This window comes from Ralstonia sp. 22086 (assembly GCF_052045975.1).
Lineage (GTDB): Bacteria > Pseudomonadota > Gammaproteobacteria > Burkholderiales > Burkholderiaceae > Ralstonia > Ralstonia wenshanensis.
The window spans coordinates 374715-391717 of record NZ_JBQEPZ010000005.1 but is presented as its reverse complement, the minus strand read 5'-3'; the positions used below and the strand labels follow the sequence as shown (position 1 = coordinate 391717).

Below are 17003 nucleotides of genomic sequence, written 5' to 3'. Positions count from 1 at the left end.
AGGGCACATCATGAACACGCAATCGAACCGTATCCTGCGCGCCACGCTGCTGGCGCTGGCAGCCGGTGCCTGCGCCCAAGCGCACGCCGCCGGTGAAGCCAAGAACGTGATCTTCTTCCTGGGCGACGGCATGGGCCCGACCACCGTCACCGCCACGCGCATCTACAAGGTGGGCGAGGCCGGCAAGCTCACGATGGAATCGCTCAAGCGCACGGCGCGCATCAAGACGTACTCCAACGATGCGCAGACCACCGACAGCGCCCCGTCGATGTCGGCATACATGACCGGCGTGAAGATGAACAACGAAGTCATCTCCATGTCGCAGGACACGAAGGCCAGCGATGCCACGGGCAAGGGCTACGTGAGCGGAGCAGACAGCACGTGCCCGGCCAACAACGGCACGCCCGCCGTGACGCTGCTGGAACTGGCCAAGGCTGCCGGCAAGTCGGTGGGCGCGGTGACGACCACGCGCGTGACGCACGCCACGCCGGCCGCCACGTACTCGCACGTCTGCCACCGCGACGGCGAGAACACCATCGCCGCGCAAGGCACGCCGGGCAACACGCTGTACAACGCCGCGCTCAAGGATGGGCTGGACGTGCTGCTCGGCGGCGGCCGCCGTCACTACCTGCCCCAAGGCACGACGGGCAGCAAGCGCACCGACACGACCGACCTGACCGCCCAGTTCCAGACCGCCGGCTACAGCTACGTGACCACCGGCACGCAGCTCACCGCCGTCAACCCGGCCACGACCAACAAGCTGCTCGGCCTGTTCAACCTGGACCACATGAACTACGAGCTGGATCGCAAGAAGAACAATGTGGACGAACCCAGCCTGGCGGACATGACCGAGAAGGCCATCCGCGTGCTGCAGAAGAATGGCAAGGGCTATTTCCTGATGGTGGAAGGCGGCCGTATCGACCACGCGCTGCACGGCACCAACGCCAAGCGCGCGCTGGAAGATGCCGGCGCGTTTGACGAAGCCATCAAGCGCGCGCTGGGCACGGCAGATCTGTCGAACACGCTGATCGTCGTGACGGCCGACCACGACCACACGATGACGATCAACGGCTACCCGCGCAAGGGCAACCCGATCCTGGGCGTGTCGAACGACATCAAGACCGGCCAGCCGCAACTGGCCGCCGACGGCCTGCCGTACACCACGCTGGTGTTCGGCAACGGCGGCACGACACGCAAGGCCACACGCGACAACGTGGCCTCGGTCGACACGGCTGCAGACGATTACCTGCAGGAAGTGGGGGTGCAGCTCGGCACGCCTGGTTCGGAAACGCACGGCGGCGGGGATGTGATGCTGTTCTCCTCTGGTCCGGGCAGCGCACCGCTGAAGGGCACGCTGGACAACACGAAAGTGTTCGGCGTGGTCAAGACGGCCATGGGCCTCTGATTCCTGCGTTTCCATTGACGCGCATGCCGAAGTCATCGGCATGCGCTTTTTTCGTTTTGGTTTTCCCGACTTCCCGATCTCGAATCCGCATGACCCGATCTGTCCGCATTCTGTTTTCGTTCGCCTTCGCCGCGCTCGCTGCCACGGCACATGCCGCCGGCCCGGCTTCGTCCGACTCGCTGACCGCCCTGCGTGTTGAACACCAGATGTCGTCGCTCGGCACCGACGGCATCCAGCGCGACGCCCGCTTTACCGAACGCGTCTACCGCCAGGGTGACCGCGTCTGGATCGCCCGCGACCTACCGCCCGCTTCGGTGCACGCTGAGCATGACCACGCCAACACCCACGCCGGCCACAAGCACGCCGATACCGACACCGCGCCGCGCTGGATCGAACGCGACGCCAAGGGCGCGCTGACCGTGCGCGTGGTGAGCGAATCGCAGCAGAAGAACTACGCCGTGGAACCTGCCGAATATTCCAACATCGGCTTCGACGGCTCGTGGGCGACGGCGTATCACCTGCTCGACCCGGCTGCGCTCAAAGGCATGCGCGCCGAAGGCCCGGTACGCAATGGCGTGCAGACCTACCGCTCGACGCAGGGCGAGCGCACCGTCACCGTCGATTGGGACGTGGCCGGCCAATACCCGCGTCGCGTGGAATCGCGCAACGCCACCGGCACCCAACGCAAGCTCACGCGCGTGACGGCGTTGCCGGCGCCCGCCGCCGCACCGTGGGAACGCGCCCAGCGCTACGCCGCTGCTGATTACACCGACCTCATGGACTGACGGGCCGCCGTCTGCAGCCGGAGCGCTAGGCAAAAAGCCTCGCGCTCCAGGCCCGGACAGCCGATCGCGGGGGTCCAAGGCCCGTGCTCCGCTCTCCGAGCTTCAAATTTTCGACCTCGGAGGGCGGCCTTCCACGGTCCAATGCTCACGCACCAGCCTTGGAGGGTGGCGTGCCAGGCTCCGAGGCCCACGCGCGGCTCTCAACGAGCCAACAAAATGGTGCTCTGACAGCGGTGCGCCGCCCTCTGAGCCCCGCGTTCGCCCCTCAGGCGGTGGCGCTCCATGGTTTGAGCCTCGTGATCGGGGGTAAAAGCGTCGCGCTCCACGGTCCGAGGCTCGCATTCGCGCCGGAAACGATCGCTCCTGACGGTTTGAGCCTCGCGCGCGAGCCAAACACCGTCACGCTCCACGGTTTTTGCTTCGCGCTTGGGCCTGAAACCGTCGCCTTCCGGGGTCAGAGGCTGGCGCGTCGATTCGGCCGCGATAGCGCTATAGTGCGAAACACCCCCCACACATTCGCACGACATGACGATCACCGACCCGACCCTCGCTGCGTTTGCCGCTCCTGCCTCGCACGTGCCGCGCGTGCTCACCATTGCCGGTTCGGACAGCGGCGGCGGTGCGGGCATCCAGGCTGACCTGAAGACGTTTGCCGCGCTCGGCTGCTACGGCATGTCGGCCATCACGGCCATCACCGCGCAGAACACGCTGGGCGTGACGGCGGTGGAGTCGCTCACGCCCGACATCGTCGCCGCGCAGATCGACGCCGTGGCAAGCGACATTGGCGTCGATGCTGCCAAGACAGGCATGCTCGGTACGCCCCAGGTGGTGGAGGCCATCGTGTCGGCCCTGGAGCGCCACCCGGTCGCCAACCTCGTCGTCGATCCGGTCATGGTCAGCACCAGCGGCGCAGCGCTCGGCAGCGACGCCACGGTGCAGGCGATGGCGAAATGGCTCTTCCCGCGCGCGTTGCTCGTCACGCCGAATCTGCCGGAAGCCAGCGCGTTGCTCGGCCGCGAGGTGCGCACCGCCGACGACATGCTGCCCGCCGCGCGCGACCTGCTGGCGCTCGGCCCCCGCGCCGTGCTGCTCAAGGGCGGGCATCTGGCCGCCACGTCCAGCGCCGGTGAAGACGGCGTGCTGCAAGACGTGCTAGTCACCGCCGATGGCACCGAGCGCATCTACGCCCATACCTACATCGACACCCCGCACACGCACGGCACCGGCTGCACGCTGTCCGCCGCCATTGCCGCGCACCTGGCACGTGGCGATGCACTGGAAGTGGCCATCGAAGCCTCGCTCGATTACCTGCTGCACGCCATCGGTGCCGGCCGCCACCTGGCGCTCGGTCGTGGCGCTGGTCCGTTGAACCACGGGTTCGCGCCGCGCCCGCTCGCCGCACCGCGTTCGCTCGAAGTGGATGTCGAGGAAGACTGATCAGGGGAGCTGCCATGAAACGCCTGCCGATCATGCTGGTTCGCTGCCTTCCGCTGGCTGCGCTGTGCGCGCTGCTCGGTGCCTGTAACGGCTACATCAGCCTGGGCTCGCCCATCGGCAGCGTCTTCTCGATTGGCGGCACGCTGTCCGGGCTGCCCGGGGGCCAGTCGATCGTGTTGCTCAACAACGGCCGCGATTCGCTCACGCTGGCGGCCAACGGCCCGTTCGTGTTTGGCGGGCTGGTGCCGTTCGACGGCAGTTACGTGGTGACGATCAGCACGCAGCCCGCATCGGCCAACTGCGTGGTGACCAATGCCAGCGGCACGGTCAATGGGGACGTGAACAATGTGCAGGTGACGTGCCAGCCGCGCTAGGAAATCAACCCGGACAAAGAAAAAGCGCGGCTCCCGTCCGCGCTTTTTTCTTGACTGCTCCAGATATCAAGCCGATGCCGCTGCCTGCTCCTTCGTCCACTTCTCCATACGCTTGGCCATCTCGTCGGGCGCCACGTCTTCCACATGCGTGGACACGGTCCACACGTGGCCGAACGGGTCTTTGAGCGTGCCGGAGCGATCGCCGTAGAACTGGTCCACCACGGGGCGGACTTCCGCGCCGCCGGCCTTCAGCGCATTGGCAAACACGGTGTCGACGTTGGGTACGTAGATCATCAGCCCGACCGACGTGCTCTGCAGCGTGTCGGGGCTGGCGCAGATCATGTTCGGCATTTCGTCCGCCAGCATGATGGGTGAATTGCCGATGCGGATTTCTGCGTGCGCGATGGTGCCGTTGGGGCCGTTCATGCGCATGATCTCGGTGGCGCCAAAGGCCTGCTTGTAGAAGTCGATGGCGCGCGCGGCGCCTTTGATGCTCAGGTACGGGGTGACGCTGTGGTAACCCTCGGGGATGGGCTGGACCGCCATGTCTTGTCTCCTGCAGCGTGTGTTGGAAAGCCGCTTCGGCAACAACCGCAGCGGCGCACGAACAGGATAGGTCAGCGAAAACCCGGGTGGGCGGCGCAAGCGCGCGGACGTGCGGCTGACGATGCTTACGCGCGCACGTGCGCCGCGAACGTCGCTTGCAATGCATCCACCGCCGCCGGCACATCGGCCGCCTGGGTGATGGCGCGCACCACGGCCACGCTACCCACGCCGGATTCCAGCACGCGCGGCATCGCTGCCAGATCAATGCCGCCAATGGCAACCAGCGGCGGCGCCGGCACGCGCGTGCGCATGGCCGCCGCGTAGGCGAACAGGCGGCCGAGGCCCTGCGGCACGGTCGGCATGGTCTTGGTGGGCGTGGCGAACACGGCGCCCAGCGCGAGGTAGCTCGGGTTCAACGGTGCGACGCGCAGCATTTCGGCAAAGCCGTGTGTGCTGATGCCAAGGCGCAAACCGGCCGAGCGGATCGCCACCAAGTCGGCATCGTCAATGTCTTCCTGGCCGAGGTGAATGCCGTAGATGCCGCTATTGGGCACCTGCGCGTGCGCGTCCAGCGTGACTTGCCAGTGGTCGTTGATGAACAGACGCGTGGCGCTGCCGCGTGCGGCGGCTTCTGCGCGGCGCACCTGGTCGACCACGGCCTGCGCGTCGTCCGACTTGAAGCGCAGTTGTACGGTCGGCACCTTGAGCGCGACGAGGCGCGCCACCCATTCGGCATCCGGCACGACGGCGTAGATACCGAGCTGCGTCGGGCACGGTGCAAAGGCGAGGTCCGCCGCGGTCGGGCACGGCAACGCTGGTTCGACCACGCGGGGCAGGGCATCGAATTGCGTGGGCCACGCGAGGGCATCGGCATTCGCTTCGGCGATCCACGCGCGCGCCACGCACAGCGCATCGCGCGGCTCGAATGCCAGCGCGAGCGCCGCACCGAACACGGCGACAAAGCGAGCGTCAAGCGCATCGCCTGCTGCTGCAGAGGTGAAGCGATACGTGCCGAGGCGATCATGCACGGTGTCGATGCGCTGATCGCGTTCCACTGCCGTCAGCACAACGGCCGCACCAACGGAGCGAGCGCGTTCGGCCTGCGCGGCATCGGTGGTCAGCAGAACAGTGTTGGGAGTGGTGGCTTCGTCAGCACGGTCGGTCACGCTCCAGGCGTGCGGCGCACGGCCGAAGGCTTCGGTATGGCGATCGATGATCCGTGCGGCAAGCGCAGCCGCTTCCGGCCACGTGGCGGAAAAACGCAAGGCAGACAGGCTCATGCGACCACCTCAGTCTCGTTATCGTTCATCAAACTGCATCGGCATCGGTGGTGGATCGTATTCGCGGACGTGCGCCTCCCCGCTGCGCGGGGGCCCTGCTTACTGCTCATACGTCCTTCGCTCTTCCGCATGCCAGAACGGCAAACCCACAACCGGCGTGCTCGCCTGCGCGACATCACGCTCAGGCATCGGGCCGGACAGGCGCGCCAAGCGACCGGCTTGCGTGGCCATCGCAAACGCCTGCGCCATCGCCACCGGGTCGCCCGCTTGCGCGACAGCGGTGTTCAGCAGCACGGCGTCGTAGCCCCATTCCATCACTTGCGTGGCGTGCGACGGCACACCCAGGCCCGCATCGACGATGAGCGGTACGTTGGGCAGGCGCTCGCGCAGCAGGCGCAGGCCGTATGGGTTGGTGGGCCCGCGGCCGGTGCCGATGGGCGCGGCCCACGGCATCAGCGCCTGACAGCCGACGTCGAGCAAGCGGCGGCACAGCACGAGGTCTTCAGTGCAGTACGGCAGCACCTTGAAGCCGTCGCGGATGAGGCGTTCTGCAGCCGCCGGCAGCGCGAGCGTGTCGGGCTGCAGCGTGTAGTCGTCGCCGATGACTTCGAGCTTGATCCAGTCGGTCTCGAACACCTCACGCGACATCTGCGCGAGGGTATAAGCCTCGTCGGCGGAATAGCAGCCGGCGGTGTTCGGCAGCACGGGCACGCCGAGGTCGCGCAGCATCTTCCAGAAGCCGGCACCGCCCTCGGGCGAGCCCGCGCTCTGGCGGCGCAGCGCCACCGTCAGCATGGCCGGGTTGGACACGCGCACCGCGTCTTCCAGCGCTTGCGGCGACGGATACCGCGCGGTGCCGAGCAGCAGGCGCGAGGCGAAGGTCTCGTCGTAGAGGCGCAGCGGGTCCGCCACGGCGGAAAGGTTCGTAGTGGTCATCGAAGACTCCTAGCCGCCCACAACGGGCTGCACGAGTGCAATGCGGTCGCCCGCGTTGAGCGCGTGCTGAGCATGGCGCGCCTTGGGCACAAAGTCGCCATTCACCGATGCGGCAAACGGCGGCGCAATTTGCAATTGCGGCGCAGCAGCACCAATGGCATCGGCCAGCGTGCTGCCCGCAGGCAGCGCGAGCGACAGGTCGTTGAGGGTGACGTTCAGCGTCATGACAAAACAGGTTCGGGGGATGCGGCGGCGAACAGCGCGGGCCATTCGCAGTCGTCCGTGTCGAAGGCACAGCCGTCCAGCACGTCGCACGCCGCTGCCACCGCGGCTTGGGTGACGGCGGGCGCGATCATGTAGCCGTGCCGGTACAGGCCATTGACCGACAATGTGCCAGCGCCGTCCCAGCGGATGGCCGGACGGTGGTCGGGCAGCGTCGGGCGGCACTGCGTGTTCAGCTCCAGCACGCGCGCCTCGCCAAACGCGGGGTGCACGGCGTAGGCCGCAGACAACAATTCCAACGTGGAACGCACGCTGGCCGGCGACATGTCGTCGGATTCCAGCTCGGTCGCACCGATCACGTAGACGTTGCCCGGCTTGGGCGCGATGTACAGCGGGTAACGCGGATGCAGCATGCGCACCGGCCGCGTGAGCGACACATCGGGCGCATGAATGCGCGCCACCTCGCCGCGCAGGCCACGCAGGCGTGGCCACTGCGGCTTGGCACCGAGCCCACGGCAATCGAGCACGAGGCGCGCACCCAGCCCCGCAGCGGCCAGCGCGTCGGGGCTCGGATCAGCAACCTCCGTGTTCCAGCGCAATTGCACGCCCAGCGCTTCCAGCTCGGTCGCCAGCGCATCCAACACGCCGCGCGGGTCAAGCTGACCTTCGCCCGCCAGATACAGACCTTGCGTGAAGCGTTGTGCGAGCAGCGGCTCGAGCTGGGCAATGCCGGATGCGTCTACGGCGCGCAGATCGGCGGCCACGCGCTCGGGCGGCGCGGCATTGCGCACGTGGTTGGCAAACAGCGATGCCTCACCACGGTCTGCCGCGTGCCACACCACCAGCGTGCCGGCCTCCTGGAAGAACACCGGCGTGCGCAGCTTGGGCAGCCAATCGCGCCACAGCGCCAGGCTTGCCAACCCCAAGTCCACGACAAAACGATCGGCCACGGCGGCTTCGGCCAGCGGCGCCAGCATGGCTGCAGCCACGTACGCAGCAGCAGAGCTGCCGTCGCGCGGGCCGCGCTCCACCACGGCAATGCGCGCGGGGGGCACCCCCGTTTGCGCGAGTTGCCAGGCACACAGGCGGCCAGCGAGGCCACCACCGAGGATCGTTACGTCGAATGAAGTTGAGGTTGGCATTGCACCGGTTGTGGTTAGCTGTAGATCTTGCTGCCGCTCTTGCGGAACTCGATCGACTTCTCTTCCATGCCCGCAGTTGGGTTAACTGCTGCGGATGTGGCGTTGGAATCGAGCGATGCCGCGTAGTCGCGCACTTCCTGCGTGATCTTCATCGAGCAGAACTTCGGACCGCACATCGAACAGAAGTGCGCGATCTTGGCGCCCTCGGCCGGCAGCGTTTCATCGTGGAAGGCGCGCGCCTTCTCCGGATCGAGGCCGAGGTTGAACTGGTCTTCCCAGCGGAATTCAAAGCGTGCCTTCGACAGCGCGTTGTCACGCAGCTGCGCGCCCGGCCAGCCCTTGGCAAGGTCAGCCGCGTGCGCGGCGATCTTGTAGGTGATGATGCCTTCGCGCACGTCTTCCTTGTCGGGCAGGCCAAGGTGTTCCTTGGGCGTGACGTAGCAGAGCATGGCGGTGCCGTACCAACCGATGTTGGCCGCGCCGATGCCGCTGGTGATGTGGTCGTAGCCCGGGGCGATGTCGGTCACCAGCGGGCCCAGCGTGTAGAACGGGGCTTCGAAGCAGTGCTTCAGCTCTTCGTCCATGTTGGCCTGCACGCGCTGCAGCGGCACGTGGCCCGGGCCTTCGATCATGACCTGCACGTCGTGCTCCCACGCCTTCTTGGTCAGTTCGCCCAGCGTGTGCAGCTCGCCGAACTGCGCGGCGTCGTTCGAGTCGGCAATGCAGCCGGGGCGCAAGCCATCGCCCAGGCTGAACGACACGTCGTACGCCTTCATGATTTCGCAGATCTCGTCGAAGTGCGTGTACAGGAAGTTTTCCTTGTGATGCGCCAGGCACCACTTGGCCATGATCGAGCCGCCGCGCGAGACGATGCCGGTGATGCGGTCAGCCGTGAGCGGGACATAGCGCAGCAGCACGCCCGCGTGGATGGTGAAGTAGTCCACCCCTTGCTCGGCCTGCTCGATCAGCGTGTCGCGGAACATCTCCCACGTCAGGTCTTCCGCCACGCCGCCAGTCTTGTCCAGCGCCTGGTAGATCGGCACCGTGCCGATGGGCACCGGCGAGTTGCGCAGGATCCATTCGCGCGTCTCGTGAATGTGCTTGCCGGTGGACAAGTCCATGATCGTGTCGGCGCCCCAGCGGATCGCCCACACCATCTTTTCCACTTCCTCGGCCAGCGACGACGTCACCGCCGAGTTGCCGAGGTTGCCGTTGATCTTCACGCGGAAGTTGCGGCCGATGGCCATCGGCTCCAGCTCGGTGTGGTTGATGTTGGCCGGGATGATCGCGCGGCCGGCAGCGATTTCCGCACGCACGAATTCCGGCGTGATGTCTTCCGGGCGCTGCGGCAGGTTCGCGCCGTACGAGAAACCCGGATGCTGCTTGAGCAATTGGCGGTATTCGGGCTTGTCTTGCAGCGCCTGCAGGTTCAGCGATTCGCGCAACGCGACGTATTCCATTTCCGGCGTGATGATGCCGCGACGCGCATAGTGCATCTGGCTCACGTTGGCGCCAGCCTTGGCGCGGCGGGGGTTCGTCAGTTGTGCAAAGCGCAGGTGGGCCGTGGCCGGATCATTGGCACGCGTGCGGCCGTATTCGGACGACAGGCCCGAGAGGATTTCCGTATCGCCGCGCTCGTCGATCCACTTGGCGCGCAGCGGGGCGAGGCCCGCCTTCAGGTCGATGTGCACGTCCGGGTCGGAGTACGGGCCCGAGGTGTCGTACACCGGCACCGGCGGGTTCAGCATCTCGCCCTTGTCGGTGCGCGTGGCGGTCTGCTTGATGGTGCGCATCGGCACGCGGATGTCCGGGCGGCTGCCGACGATGTAGGTCTTGCTGGAGGCCGGATAGGCGAACTTCTGGTCGAGCTCGGACTGCAGCGAGTCGAACGATGCGGCGGGGGCGTTTTTGGCTTGGGGCATGGTCTCGTCCTAGATTCTGTGGCCTGGTGGAGCAGGCAGTGGACGAAACCGGGAGAGGTGGCGTGGCCAGAAGAACTGAGGGGGTGGCTGCCAGAGACTACGCGGTGTTCTGAAACTTCCCACGCCGGTACGAACCGGATCGGGTGCGAAGGGACTCTCTCAGCCGCACGGCCCATCCGTACGGCACCCCTGTTTCATCCAACGAGGCTGAATTTAAGCACAGGGCTGCCGGCGTTGCCAGCACGAAAACCCTTGAGGTGACGGTTGGCCGGTCATTTCAGTCCAAACCGCCACGCAATGTGCGGCGGCACGCACCGGCGCAGCCGGCCTTGATCTTGCGCAACCCCATCGCGTTTCACCTATGCGACGCTCAATCCCTTTTCTATTGCATTGCGGCACGGCCGCTGGGAGTTGTCATGCTGGAGCGTCGGTTCACACTCGCGGGGCGCAGCCTCGTACCCATCGTGCAGGGCGGGATGGGCGTGGGTATTTCGGCGCACCGGCTGGCCGGCGCCGTGGCGCGCGAAGGCGGCGTCGGCACCATCGCCAGCATCGACTTGCGCCATCACCACGCAGACCTTGTTGCCGCCACCGAGAAATCCCGCGACAAGGACGCCATCAACGCCGCCAACCTTGTCGCGCTGGACCGCGAGATTCGTGCAGCGCGCGAAGGCAGCCAGGGCAACGGCATGATCGCCGTGAACGTGATGAAGGCGGTGGAATCGCACCCGGCGCTGGTGCGTCAGGCGTGCGAGAGCGGTGCCGATGCGATCGTGATGGGCGCGGGGCTTCCGCTCGATCTGCCGGAGATGACGGCAGAACACCCGAAAGTGGCGCTCATCCCGATCCTTTCCGACTCGCGCGGCGTGGGCGTGGTACTCAAGCGGTGGATGAAGAAGTCGCGCCTGCCCGATGCGGTGGTGATCGAGCATCCGACGCACGCCGGCGGCCACTTGGGCGCGGCGCGCATTGAGGATTTGCGCGACGAGCGCTTTTCGTTTGCGCGCGTGCTGGACGAATGCCGAGAGTTGTTCATCAAGCTGGGGCTGGCTGCGGAACAGATTCCGATCATCCTGGCGGGCGGCATCGACTCGCATGCGAAGGTGAAGCACTGGCTCGACAAGGGCGCCGCTGCGGTGCAGCTCGGCACTGCGTTTGCGGTGACGGAAGAGGGCGATGCGCACGTGCGCTTCAAGCGCGTGCTGACGGGCGCGGAGCAAGGCGATATCGGCGAGTTCGTCAGCGTGGCGGGGCTGCCTGCGCGAGCCGTGATGACGCCTTGGCTGTCGCGGTATCTGTCGCGCGAGAGCGCGCTGCAGGCCAAGGCCAAGGTGCGGGATTGCCTGCAGGGATTCGATTGCCTGCAGACGTGCGGGCTGCGGGATGGCATCGGCAAGGTGGGGCAGTTCTGCATTGACCTGAAGCTGGCGCAGGCGCTGCGTGGGGATGTGGAGCGCGGGTTGTTTTTCCGTGGTGCGGGGAAGCTGCCGTTTGGCGAGGCGATTCGGCCGGTGAAGGAGTTGATGCATTACTTGCTGACCGGAGAAAAACCGGCGGCATCCTCGACGGCCACCTGATGCGCTGACATCGCGTCCGAAAAAAAGAGCCAGCCCGAAGGCTGGCTTTTTGTTGGGCGCTTACTGCTTGTTGCGTCAGAACGGTGCAGCGAACGTCAACCGAACCCCCTGCTGCAAACCGCCCATCCCGGCCATCACGCTGTAGTCCAGCCCAAACGTGAGCGGCCCGGTGCGGAACTTCGTTCCCAGCCCGATCTGCATGCGATCGCGCCCAAACGGCGTACCCGGCACGTAATAAGCAGGGCCCGCCGAGGCCAGATCGGCATACGCCAACCCTGCATTGCTCTGCCCATTGAAGTCGTGCTGGTACTCCACCCGTGCGAACGGCAGGAACGTGCCCCACTTGGTCTTCTGCGTGTATTCCGCACGCAGGCCGAGCGTGCCGGATACCGTCGTCACCGTCTGGTCGAAATACGTGAGCGCGTTGATGCCGGCGCCTGATTCGGTGAACTGATCCAGCGTCGATTGCGAGACCGAGAGGCGCCCGTAAGGCGAGATCAGCCAGGTGCGATCGCGATGCTCATAGCCGGCCGACACGGAGGCGAACACTTGCTTGCCGTTGCGCTTGCCGGTGGCGAAGTCGTTGGAGTCCGTCACCCAGCGGCGCGAGTCGAAACTGAGCGTGCCGAAGCCCGCCACACCATCGACGAACAACGAAGGCAGCGGGCGATAGCTGCCGTACAAGGCGAGGCTATAGCTGTCGCCCGTGCTCTTGGTGCCCGCGTTGCCGATGTCGGTGGAGTCGCGCCCGTAGCCGAAACCGCCACCGATCGAGAACTGATCGGACACGCGGTAATCCGCGCCTGCCGTCACGCCGCCCGTGGTGAAGCGGAAACCGGAGCGTTGCGTGCCGGCGTTGGCGAAACCGAAGTCCAGCGTACCGGCACTCCAGAACGCGAGGTTCGGGTCGGTGTTGTCCGGGCCCGCGCCGGCCGCATCAGCTCCGGGCAGGTCGGGGCCTGCATCGGCGTTCGACTTGTCGGTGTTGCCGTTGGCCGCATCGGTGGTGCGCTTGCCGCGCGCGAATGGCCGTACGCCCTGACCGTCACCGCGCATGCAGGCATCGTGCGCGGAAATGCCGACCACATCCTGGCAACGCGCCTGCATGTCCACGCGCTGGCCCGGCATGGCGACTGTCAGACCGTTGCTTGACGGCGCCCGGCCGGTGCCATGCAGCGCTTCGAGGCGACGGTTGTAGTTGTCGATCTGCGTGGTGGCGAAGCGGCGCGCGGCCTGGACTTGCGCGTTGATCAGACCTGCCACATCCGGGTCGGCCGAGGGGTCCTTGCGCGGCGCCACGCTCACCTGCACCGTCGCCGGTGCAGAGGTGGCAAACGCGTTGGACAGCGTGTACGTCAGCACGGCCTGGCCGCTGTAGGTGCCCGACGGGGTGAAGTTCAGCACGTACGTCGATGCCGCCGCAGCCTGCGGCTTCAGGCCGGCCGGTGTCTGCACGGCCTTCTGCACGATCGTGGCCGTACCGGCGTTGGCTGGCACCACCGACACCAGCGTCGCGCCCGTGAATGGGCCGCCCGTGGCACCTTCGGTCAGGTCCACGCTCACCGCCTGACCCGACGACGTAGTGGCCTGTTTCTGCGCCACGGCAATCGGCACGGCGTTCACATTGACCGTCACCGGAATCGGCGCGGATGTGCCGGCCGTGTTGATCAGCGCATAGGTGAAGTTGACGGCGCCGGAGGTGGTCGGGGTCGGCGTGTAGACGATGTCCAGGCCGTTGACGACGGCGGTGCCGCTGGCAGGCGGACTGACAATCGCGATGGACGAGAACGGACCGCCCGTTGCATTGGCCGTTGCATGCAGCGTGATCGGTGCCGTCGACATGGTGGTGGCCGTGATTGCCGGCGCGGTGCCGATCACCTGGCCCACCGTGATCGTGTAGCTGCGTGTACCGCTGTACGGAGCGCCGGTGCCTGTGCTGCTGTCAGTGGCCTTCACAGTGAAGGTGCTGCTGCCCAGCGTCGTGGGCGTGCCCGACAGAACGCCTGTGCTGGCGTTCAGGCTCAGGCCCGCGGGCAACGTACCGGTGGACACGGCGTAGGTGTAAGGCGCGGTGCCGCCGGTGGCGCTGAAGGTCTGGCTGTAGGCCGTGGTGACCTGGGCCGGGTTAGCAGCCGCCGGATTCACCGTGACCGTGGGCGCGCCGATGGTGACGCTGTAGCCCCGGCTGGCCGTGAAGCTGTTGGCATCCGTCGCCGTGATGGTGAAATTGAACGTTCCGCCTGCGGTGGGCGTGCCCGAGAGGATGCCGGTGGTGGTGTTCAAGCTCAGGCCTGCCGGCAATGCACCCGCCGTCACGGCGTAGGTGTACGGCGCGGTGCCATTGGCTGCCGTGATGGTTTGGCTATACGCCGATGCAATCGCCGGGTTGGGCAGCGTGGCCGGCGATACCGTCACGCTTGGCGCGGCGATGGTGAGCGTATAGACCCCGCTTACCGCAAATGGAGCGCCCGTCCCCGTCGAGCTGTCGGTAGCGGTGACAGTAAAGCTGACCGTGCCGGCCGTGGTTGGTGTACCTGCCAGCGTGCCAGTGGCGCCATTCCACGTCAGGCCCGCGGGCATGGTGCCGCTGTTGACCACGAGACCATAGGTGTACGGGCTCGTACCGCCACTTGCCGTGAAATTGCGGCTGTAAGCGGTACCTGCCACACCGCTGAGAGAACCCGAGGCCGGCGTGATGGTCAACGAGGGCGACCCAATCGTCAGCGAGTAGGCGCGGCTGCCCGTGTAGGGGCCGGTTCCGGTACTGCTGTCAGTCGCAGTGACGGTGAAGTTGAACACTCCACCCGCCGTGGGCGTACCCGACAGCGTGCCGCTGCTGGACAGCGTCAGCCCCGTCGGCAGCGACCCTGCCGTGACGGCATAGGTGTAGGGACCTGTGCCGCCACTCGCCAAGAGGGTCTGGCTGTATGCCGTAGCGACGGTACCGCCGGGCAACGTGCTCGGGCTCACCGTGACGGTGGCAGCGTTGACCGTCAGGGTGTACGCACGCGAGCCTGTATAGCTGTTGGCGTCGGTGGCCGTGACGGTGAAGTTGAAGTTGCCGCCCGCCGTGGGCGTACCCGTGATTGCGCCGGTGCTGCCGTTCAAGCTCAAGCCCGCTGGCAGCGCGCCAGCAGTCAGCGCGTAGCCGTAAGGCGCGGCACCCCCGCTGGCCGTGGCGGTCTGGCTGTAGGCGGCGCCGACAGTTGCCGCAGTCAGCGTGGTGGGCGACACGGTAATGGTGGGCGCCGAGGTGGTCAGCGTGTAGGTGCCAGACGTGCTGTACGGCCCCGTGCCCGATGCGTGATCTGTGGCAGTTACCGTGAAATTGACCACGCCCGTGGTGGTGGGCGTACCCGATAGCACGCCGGTGCTGGTGTTGAACGAGAGACCGGTCGGCATCGTCCCGCTATTGACCACCAGGCTATAGGTGTACGGCGTTAGACCGCCACTGCCTGTGAAGGTCTGGCTGTAGGCCACGCCCGCTGAAGCACTGAAACTGCCCGATGCCGGTGTGATCGCCAACGTGGGCGCATTGACGACCAGCGAATAGGCACGGCTGCCGGTATACGGGCCGCTGCCGGTACTGCTATCGGTGGTGGTCACGGTGAAGTTGAACGTGCCGCCTGCCGTGGGCGTCCCCGACAGCACACCGCCAGAACTGAGCGTGAGGCCCGCCGGCAACGCTCCGGAAGTGATGGCGTAGGTGTAGGCCGCCGTACCGCCGCTGGCCGTTATCGTCTGGCTATATGCCGTCGCAACGGTGGCATTGGTCAGTGAAGACGGCGAGAGCGTGATCGTCGGTGCAGCGACGGTCAGCGTGAGCGCGCCGCTGGTCGCCGTGAACGGACCGGTGCCTGTGCTGCTGTCGGTGGCCGTCACGGTGAAGTTGAACGTACCGCCGGCCGTGGGCGTGCCCGACAGCGTGCCGTCGCTGGCCAGCGAGATGCCGGCTGGCAGCGCGCCCGACGCGATCGTGTAGGTATAAGGCGCCGTGCCGCCACTGGCCGAAGCCAGCGTTTGGCTATAGGCCGTACCCACCGTGCCGGCTGCAGGCGAGGACGGCCCATACGTGACTGTCGGATTCGACACAGTGACAGTCACTGTGGCCGGCGCAGACGTACCACCCGCGTTGGTCGCTGTGTACGTGAACGAGTCCGTGCCCGAGTACGACGCGTTGGGCGTGTAGGTGATCGACGTGCCCGACGCGGTGGCTGTGCCGTGCGCTGCCTGCGTTGCGACGGCCACGCCGGTCGGCGTGCCGCCGGTGATGTTCAGCGTGACGGGGTTGCCTGTACTGCCGTGTCCAACGGTGGTGCTCACTGCGTTCGCAACGGGAGGCGCCACAAAGGTGTATTGATCGGCGGCGCTGGTGGTGCTGGTTCCGTTCGCGTTGGTCACGGTGACATCAACCGTACCGGCCGCCCCTGCGGGCGAGGTGGCTGTGATCGACGTTGAACTAGTGATGTTGTAGCTGGTGGCGTTGGTCGCGCCAAATTTGACGGCCGTGGCGCCGGTGAAATTGGTGCCGGTAATGGTGACGGAGGTGCCGCCGGCGGTCGTGCCTGCGGTGGGGGAGATATTGGTTACCGTAGGCGCAGGCATTGTGACGTTGATCGTCACGTTGCTGGTATATGGAAAGCAACTGACACCGGCGGGACATCCGTAGAACGCAAAGGTCCACGGCCCAGTCTTGCCCGTCGCCGGCTGAAGCACGAGGTAGTCATGCGGGTAGGAGCTCAAATCAACGGACATGGAAGAGCCGTCAGGAGCAACAACCGAGCCAATATCCCCGTTGGAATCCATCCAGATACCGTTCGCACCTGCGGTCACACCGTCCGTATCGCAGGCGCTGTATTCGGCGCTAGTGAGCTCCCGCCTGTAGGTACCATTGCCTTGACTCTCCGAAGGCTGGACGTTCCAGTTAATGGTGCAGTCCGCCCATGCTGCCGACGCCGACGCCGACGCCCACAGTACGAGCATTAACATCAGAGCCCGCAGCCAACGCCGCCACACTAGGCGATGTTGCTCAACGCACCACTGACGGGATGTGCCGATATCACGGTATGCGGCACCCGCGCCTCCCGAGCACTGAAACATTAACGATCCGGCCACCCCACGCCGGTCATACGGGCTGGTTTGTGTCAGCACGCGCATTTCTCCCTCGTCCCGCCCGCTGTATTGCGGGCTTTTTTCTTTTGCGCCTCGGGAATTTCGGGCCTGATTGCCATCAGGCACTCCCCGTTTTTTTTGGAAGCCGCGCCAGGTTTATTCCACCACAACCGATTGCATCATCCGTAATGATGAAAAGGCCAAGCGTTAACCCTTACGGAAACCCCAAGAAACCAGGCCTTCTTATTTTTTTTCATTATCTGGA

12 protein-coding genes and 1 riboswitch are annotated in these 17003 nt (G+C 66.1%); of the genes, 5 read left to right on the top strand and 7 right to left on the bottom strand.

Going from position 1 to position 17003, the window contains the following annotated elements:
- Positions 1-10: 10 nt before the first annotated feature.
- The 4 genes from ACTJK6_RS22620 (at position 11) to ACTJK6_RS22605 (ending at position 4001) form a co-directional block, all read left to right on the top strand.
- Positions 11-1405 (top strand): alkaline phosphatase, encoded by a 1395-nt coding sequence (locus tag ACTJK6_RS22620; protein WP_440840239.1) that lies wholly within the window; start codon positions 11-13, stop codon positions 1403-1405.
- A gap of 89 nt (positions 1406-1494) precedes the next feature.
- Complete coding sequence (locus ACTJK6_RS22615; RefSeq protein ID WP_440840238.1) at positions 1495-2190, top strand: hypothetical protein; 696 nt, start codon at positions 1495-1497, stop codon at positions 2188-2190.
- 525 nt (positions 2191-2715) lie between these two features.
- Positions 2716-3627 carry a bifunctional hydroxymethylpyrimidine kinase/phosphomethylpyrimidine kinase gene (thiD, locus tag ACTJK6_RS22610; RefSeq protein WP_440840237.1) on the top strand — a complete coding sequence of 304 codons (912 nt, stop codon included), beginning with the start codon at positions 2716-2718 and terminating at the stop codon, positions 3625-3627.
- 14 nt (positions 3628-3641) lie between these two features.
- Positions 3642-4001 (top strand): hypothetical protein, encoded by a 360-nt coding sequence (locus tag ACTJK6_RS22605; RefSeq protein ID WP_440840236.1) that lies wholly within the window; start codon positions 3642-3644, stop codon positions 3999-4001.
- 66 nt (positions 4002-4067) lie between these two features.
- Here the strand turns inward: ACTJK6_RS22605 and ACTJK6_RS22600 are convergent, their stop codons facing one another.
- From ACTJK6_RS22600 to thiC, 6 genes are all read right to left on the bottom strand, one after another.
- Complete coding sequence (locus ACTJK6_RS22600) at positions 4068-4547, bottom strand: VOC family protein (RefSeq protein ID WP_440840235.1); 480 nt, start codon at positions 4545-4547, stop codon at positions 4068-4070.
- A gap of 125 nt (positions 4548-4672) precedes the next feature.
- The gene (locus tag ACTJK6_RS22595; RefSeq protein WP_440840234.1) at positions 4673-5827 is read right to left on the bottom strand and encodes a thiamine phosphate synthase; all 1155 of its coding nucleotides are present in this window, start codon (positions 5825-5827) and stop codon (positions 4673-4675) included.
- Positions 5828-5926: 99 nt separating this feature from the next.
- Positions 5927-6763, bottom strand: coding sequence for a thiazole synthase (locus ACTJK6_RS22590; RefSeq protein ID WP_440840233.1), 837 nt, complete (start codon positions 6761-6763; stop codon positions 5927-5929).
- 9 nt (positions 6764-6772) lie between these two features.
- Entirely contained in the window at positions 6773-6988 is a 216-nt protein-coding gene (thiS, locus tag ACTJK6_RS22585) for a sulfur carrier protein ThiS (RefSeq protein ID WP_045205182.1), read from the bottom strand.
- Positions 6985-8127 carry an FAD-dependent oxidoreductase gene (locus ACTJK6_RS22580; protein ID WP_440840232.1) on the bottom strand — a complete coding sequence of 381 codons (1143 nt, stop codon included), beginning with the start codon at positions 8125-8127 and terminating at the stop codon, positions 6985-6987. Before ACTJK6_RS22580 ends, thiS begins: the two co-directional genes overlap by 4 nt.
- Positions 8128-8141: 14 nt before the next feature.
- Positions 8142-10049 carry a phosphomethylpyrimidine synthase ThiC gene (gene thiC, locus ACTJK6_RS22575; RefSeq protein ID WP_440840231.1) on the bottom strand — a complete coding sequence of 636 codons (1908 nt, stop codon included), beginning with the start codon at positions 10047-10049 and terminating at the stop codon, positions 8142-8144.
- 99 nt (positions 10050-10148) lie between these two features.
- Positions 10149-10250, bottom strand: a riboswitch (TPP riboswitch).
- 215 nt (positions 10251-10465) lie between these two features.
- On the opposite strand from thiC, the gene ACTJK6_RS22570 reads away from it, so the two are divergent.
- Positions 10466-11626 (top strand): NAD(P)H-dependent flavin oxidoreductase, encoded by a 1161-nt coding sequence (locus ACTJK6_RS22570; RefSeq protein ID WP_252692162.1) that lies wholly within the window; start codon positions 10466-10468, stop codon positions 11624-11626.
- 75 nt (positions 11627-11701) lie between these two features.
- Here ACTJK6_RS22570 and ACTJK6_RS22565 read toward each other — a convergent pair whose 3' ends face one another.
- Positions 11702-16381, bottom strand: a complete 4680-nt coding sequence (locus ACTJK6_RS22565; RefSeq protein WP_440840230.1) for a putative Ig domain-containing protein — start codon at positions 16379-16381, stop codon at positions 11702-11704.
- Between the last annotated feature and the right edge of the window lie 622 nt (positions 16382-17003).

Bases quoted from the DNA above. Each gene is read 5' to 3' on its own strand.
- ACTJK6_RS22570 (WP_252692162.1), top strand. From the start codon at position 10,466: ATGCTGGAGCGTCGGTTCACACTCGCGGGGCGCAGCCTCGTACCCATC.
- ACTJK6_RS22615 (WP_440840238.1), top strand. From the start codon at position 1,495: ATGACCCGATCTGTCCGCATTCTGTTTTCGTTCGCCTTCGCCGCGCTC.
- ACTJK6_RS22600 (WP_440840235.1), bottom strand. From the start codon at position 4,547: ATGGCGGTCCAGCCCATCCCCGAGGGTTACCACAGCGTCACCCCGTAC.
- ACTJK6_RS22605 (WP_440840236.1), top strand. From the start codon at position 3,642: ATGAAACGCCTGCCGATCATGCTGGTTCGCTGCCTTCCGCTGGCTGCG.
- thiC (WP_440840231.1), bottom strand. From the start codon at position 10,049: ATGCCCCAAGCCAAAAACGCCCCCGCCGCATCGTTCGACTCGCTGCAG.
- ACTJK6_RS22595 (WP_440840234.1), bottom strand. From the start codon at position 5,827: ATGAGCCTGTCTGCCTTGCGTTTTTCCGCCACGTGGCCGGAAGCGGCT.
- thiS (WP_045205182.1), bottom strand. From the start codon at position 6,988: ATGACGCTGAACGTCACCCTCAACGACCTGTCGCTCGCGCTGCCTGCG.
- ACTJK6_RS22565 (WP_440840230.1), bottom strand. From the start codon at position 16,381: ATGTCCGTTGATTTGAGCTCCTACCCGCATGACTACCTCGTGCTTCAG.
- ACTJK6_RS22590 (WP_440840233.1), bottom strand. From the start codon at position 6,763: ATGACCACTACGAACCTTTCCGCCGTGGCGGACCCGCTGCGCCTCTAC.
- thiD (WP_440840237.1), top strand. From the start codon at position 2,716: ATGACGATCACCGACCCGACCCTCGCTGCGTTTGCCGCTCCTGCCTCG.
- ACTJK6_RS22620 (WP_440840239.1), top strand. From the start codon at position 11: ATGAACACGCAATCGAACCGTATCCTGCGCGCCACGCTGCTGGCGCTG.
- ACTJK6_RS22580 (WP_440840232.1), bottom strand. From the start codon at position 8,127: ATGCCAACCTCAACTTCATTCGACGTAACGATCCTCGGTGGTGGCCTC.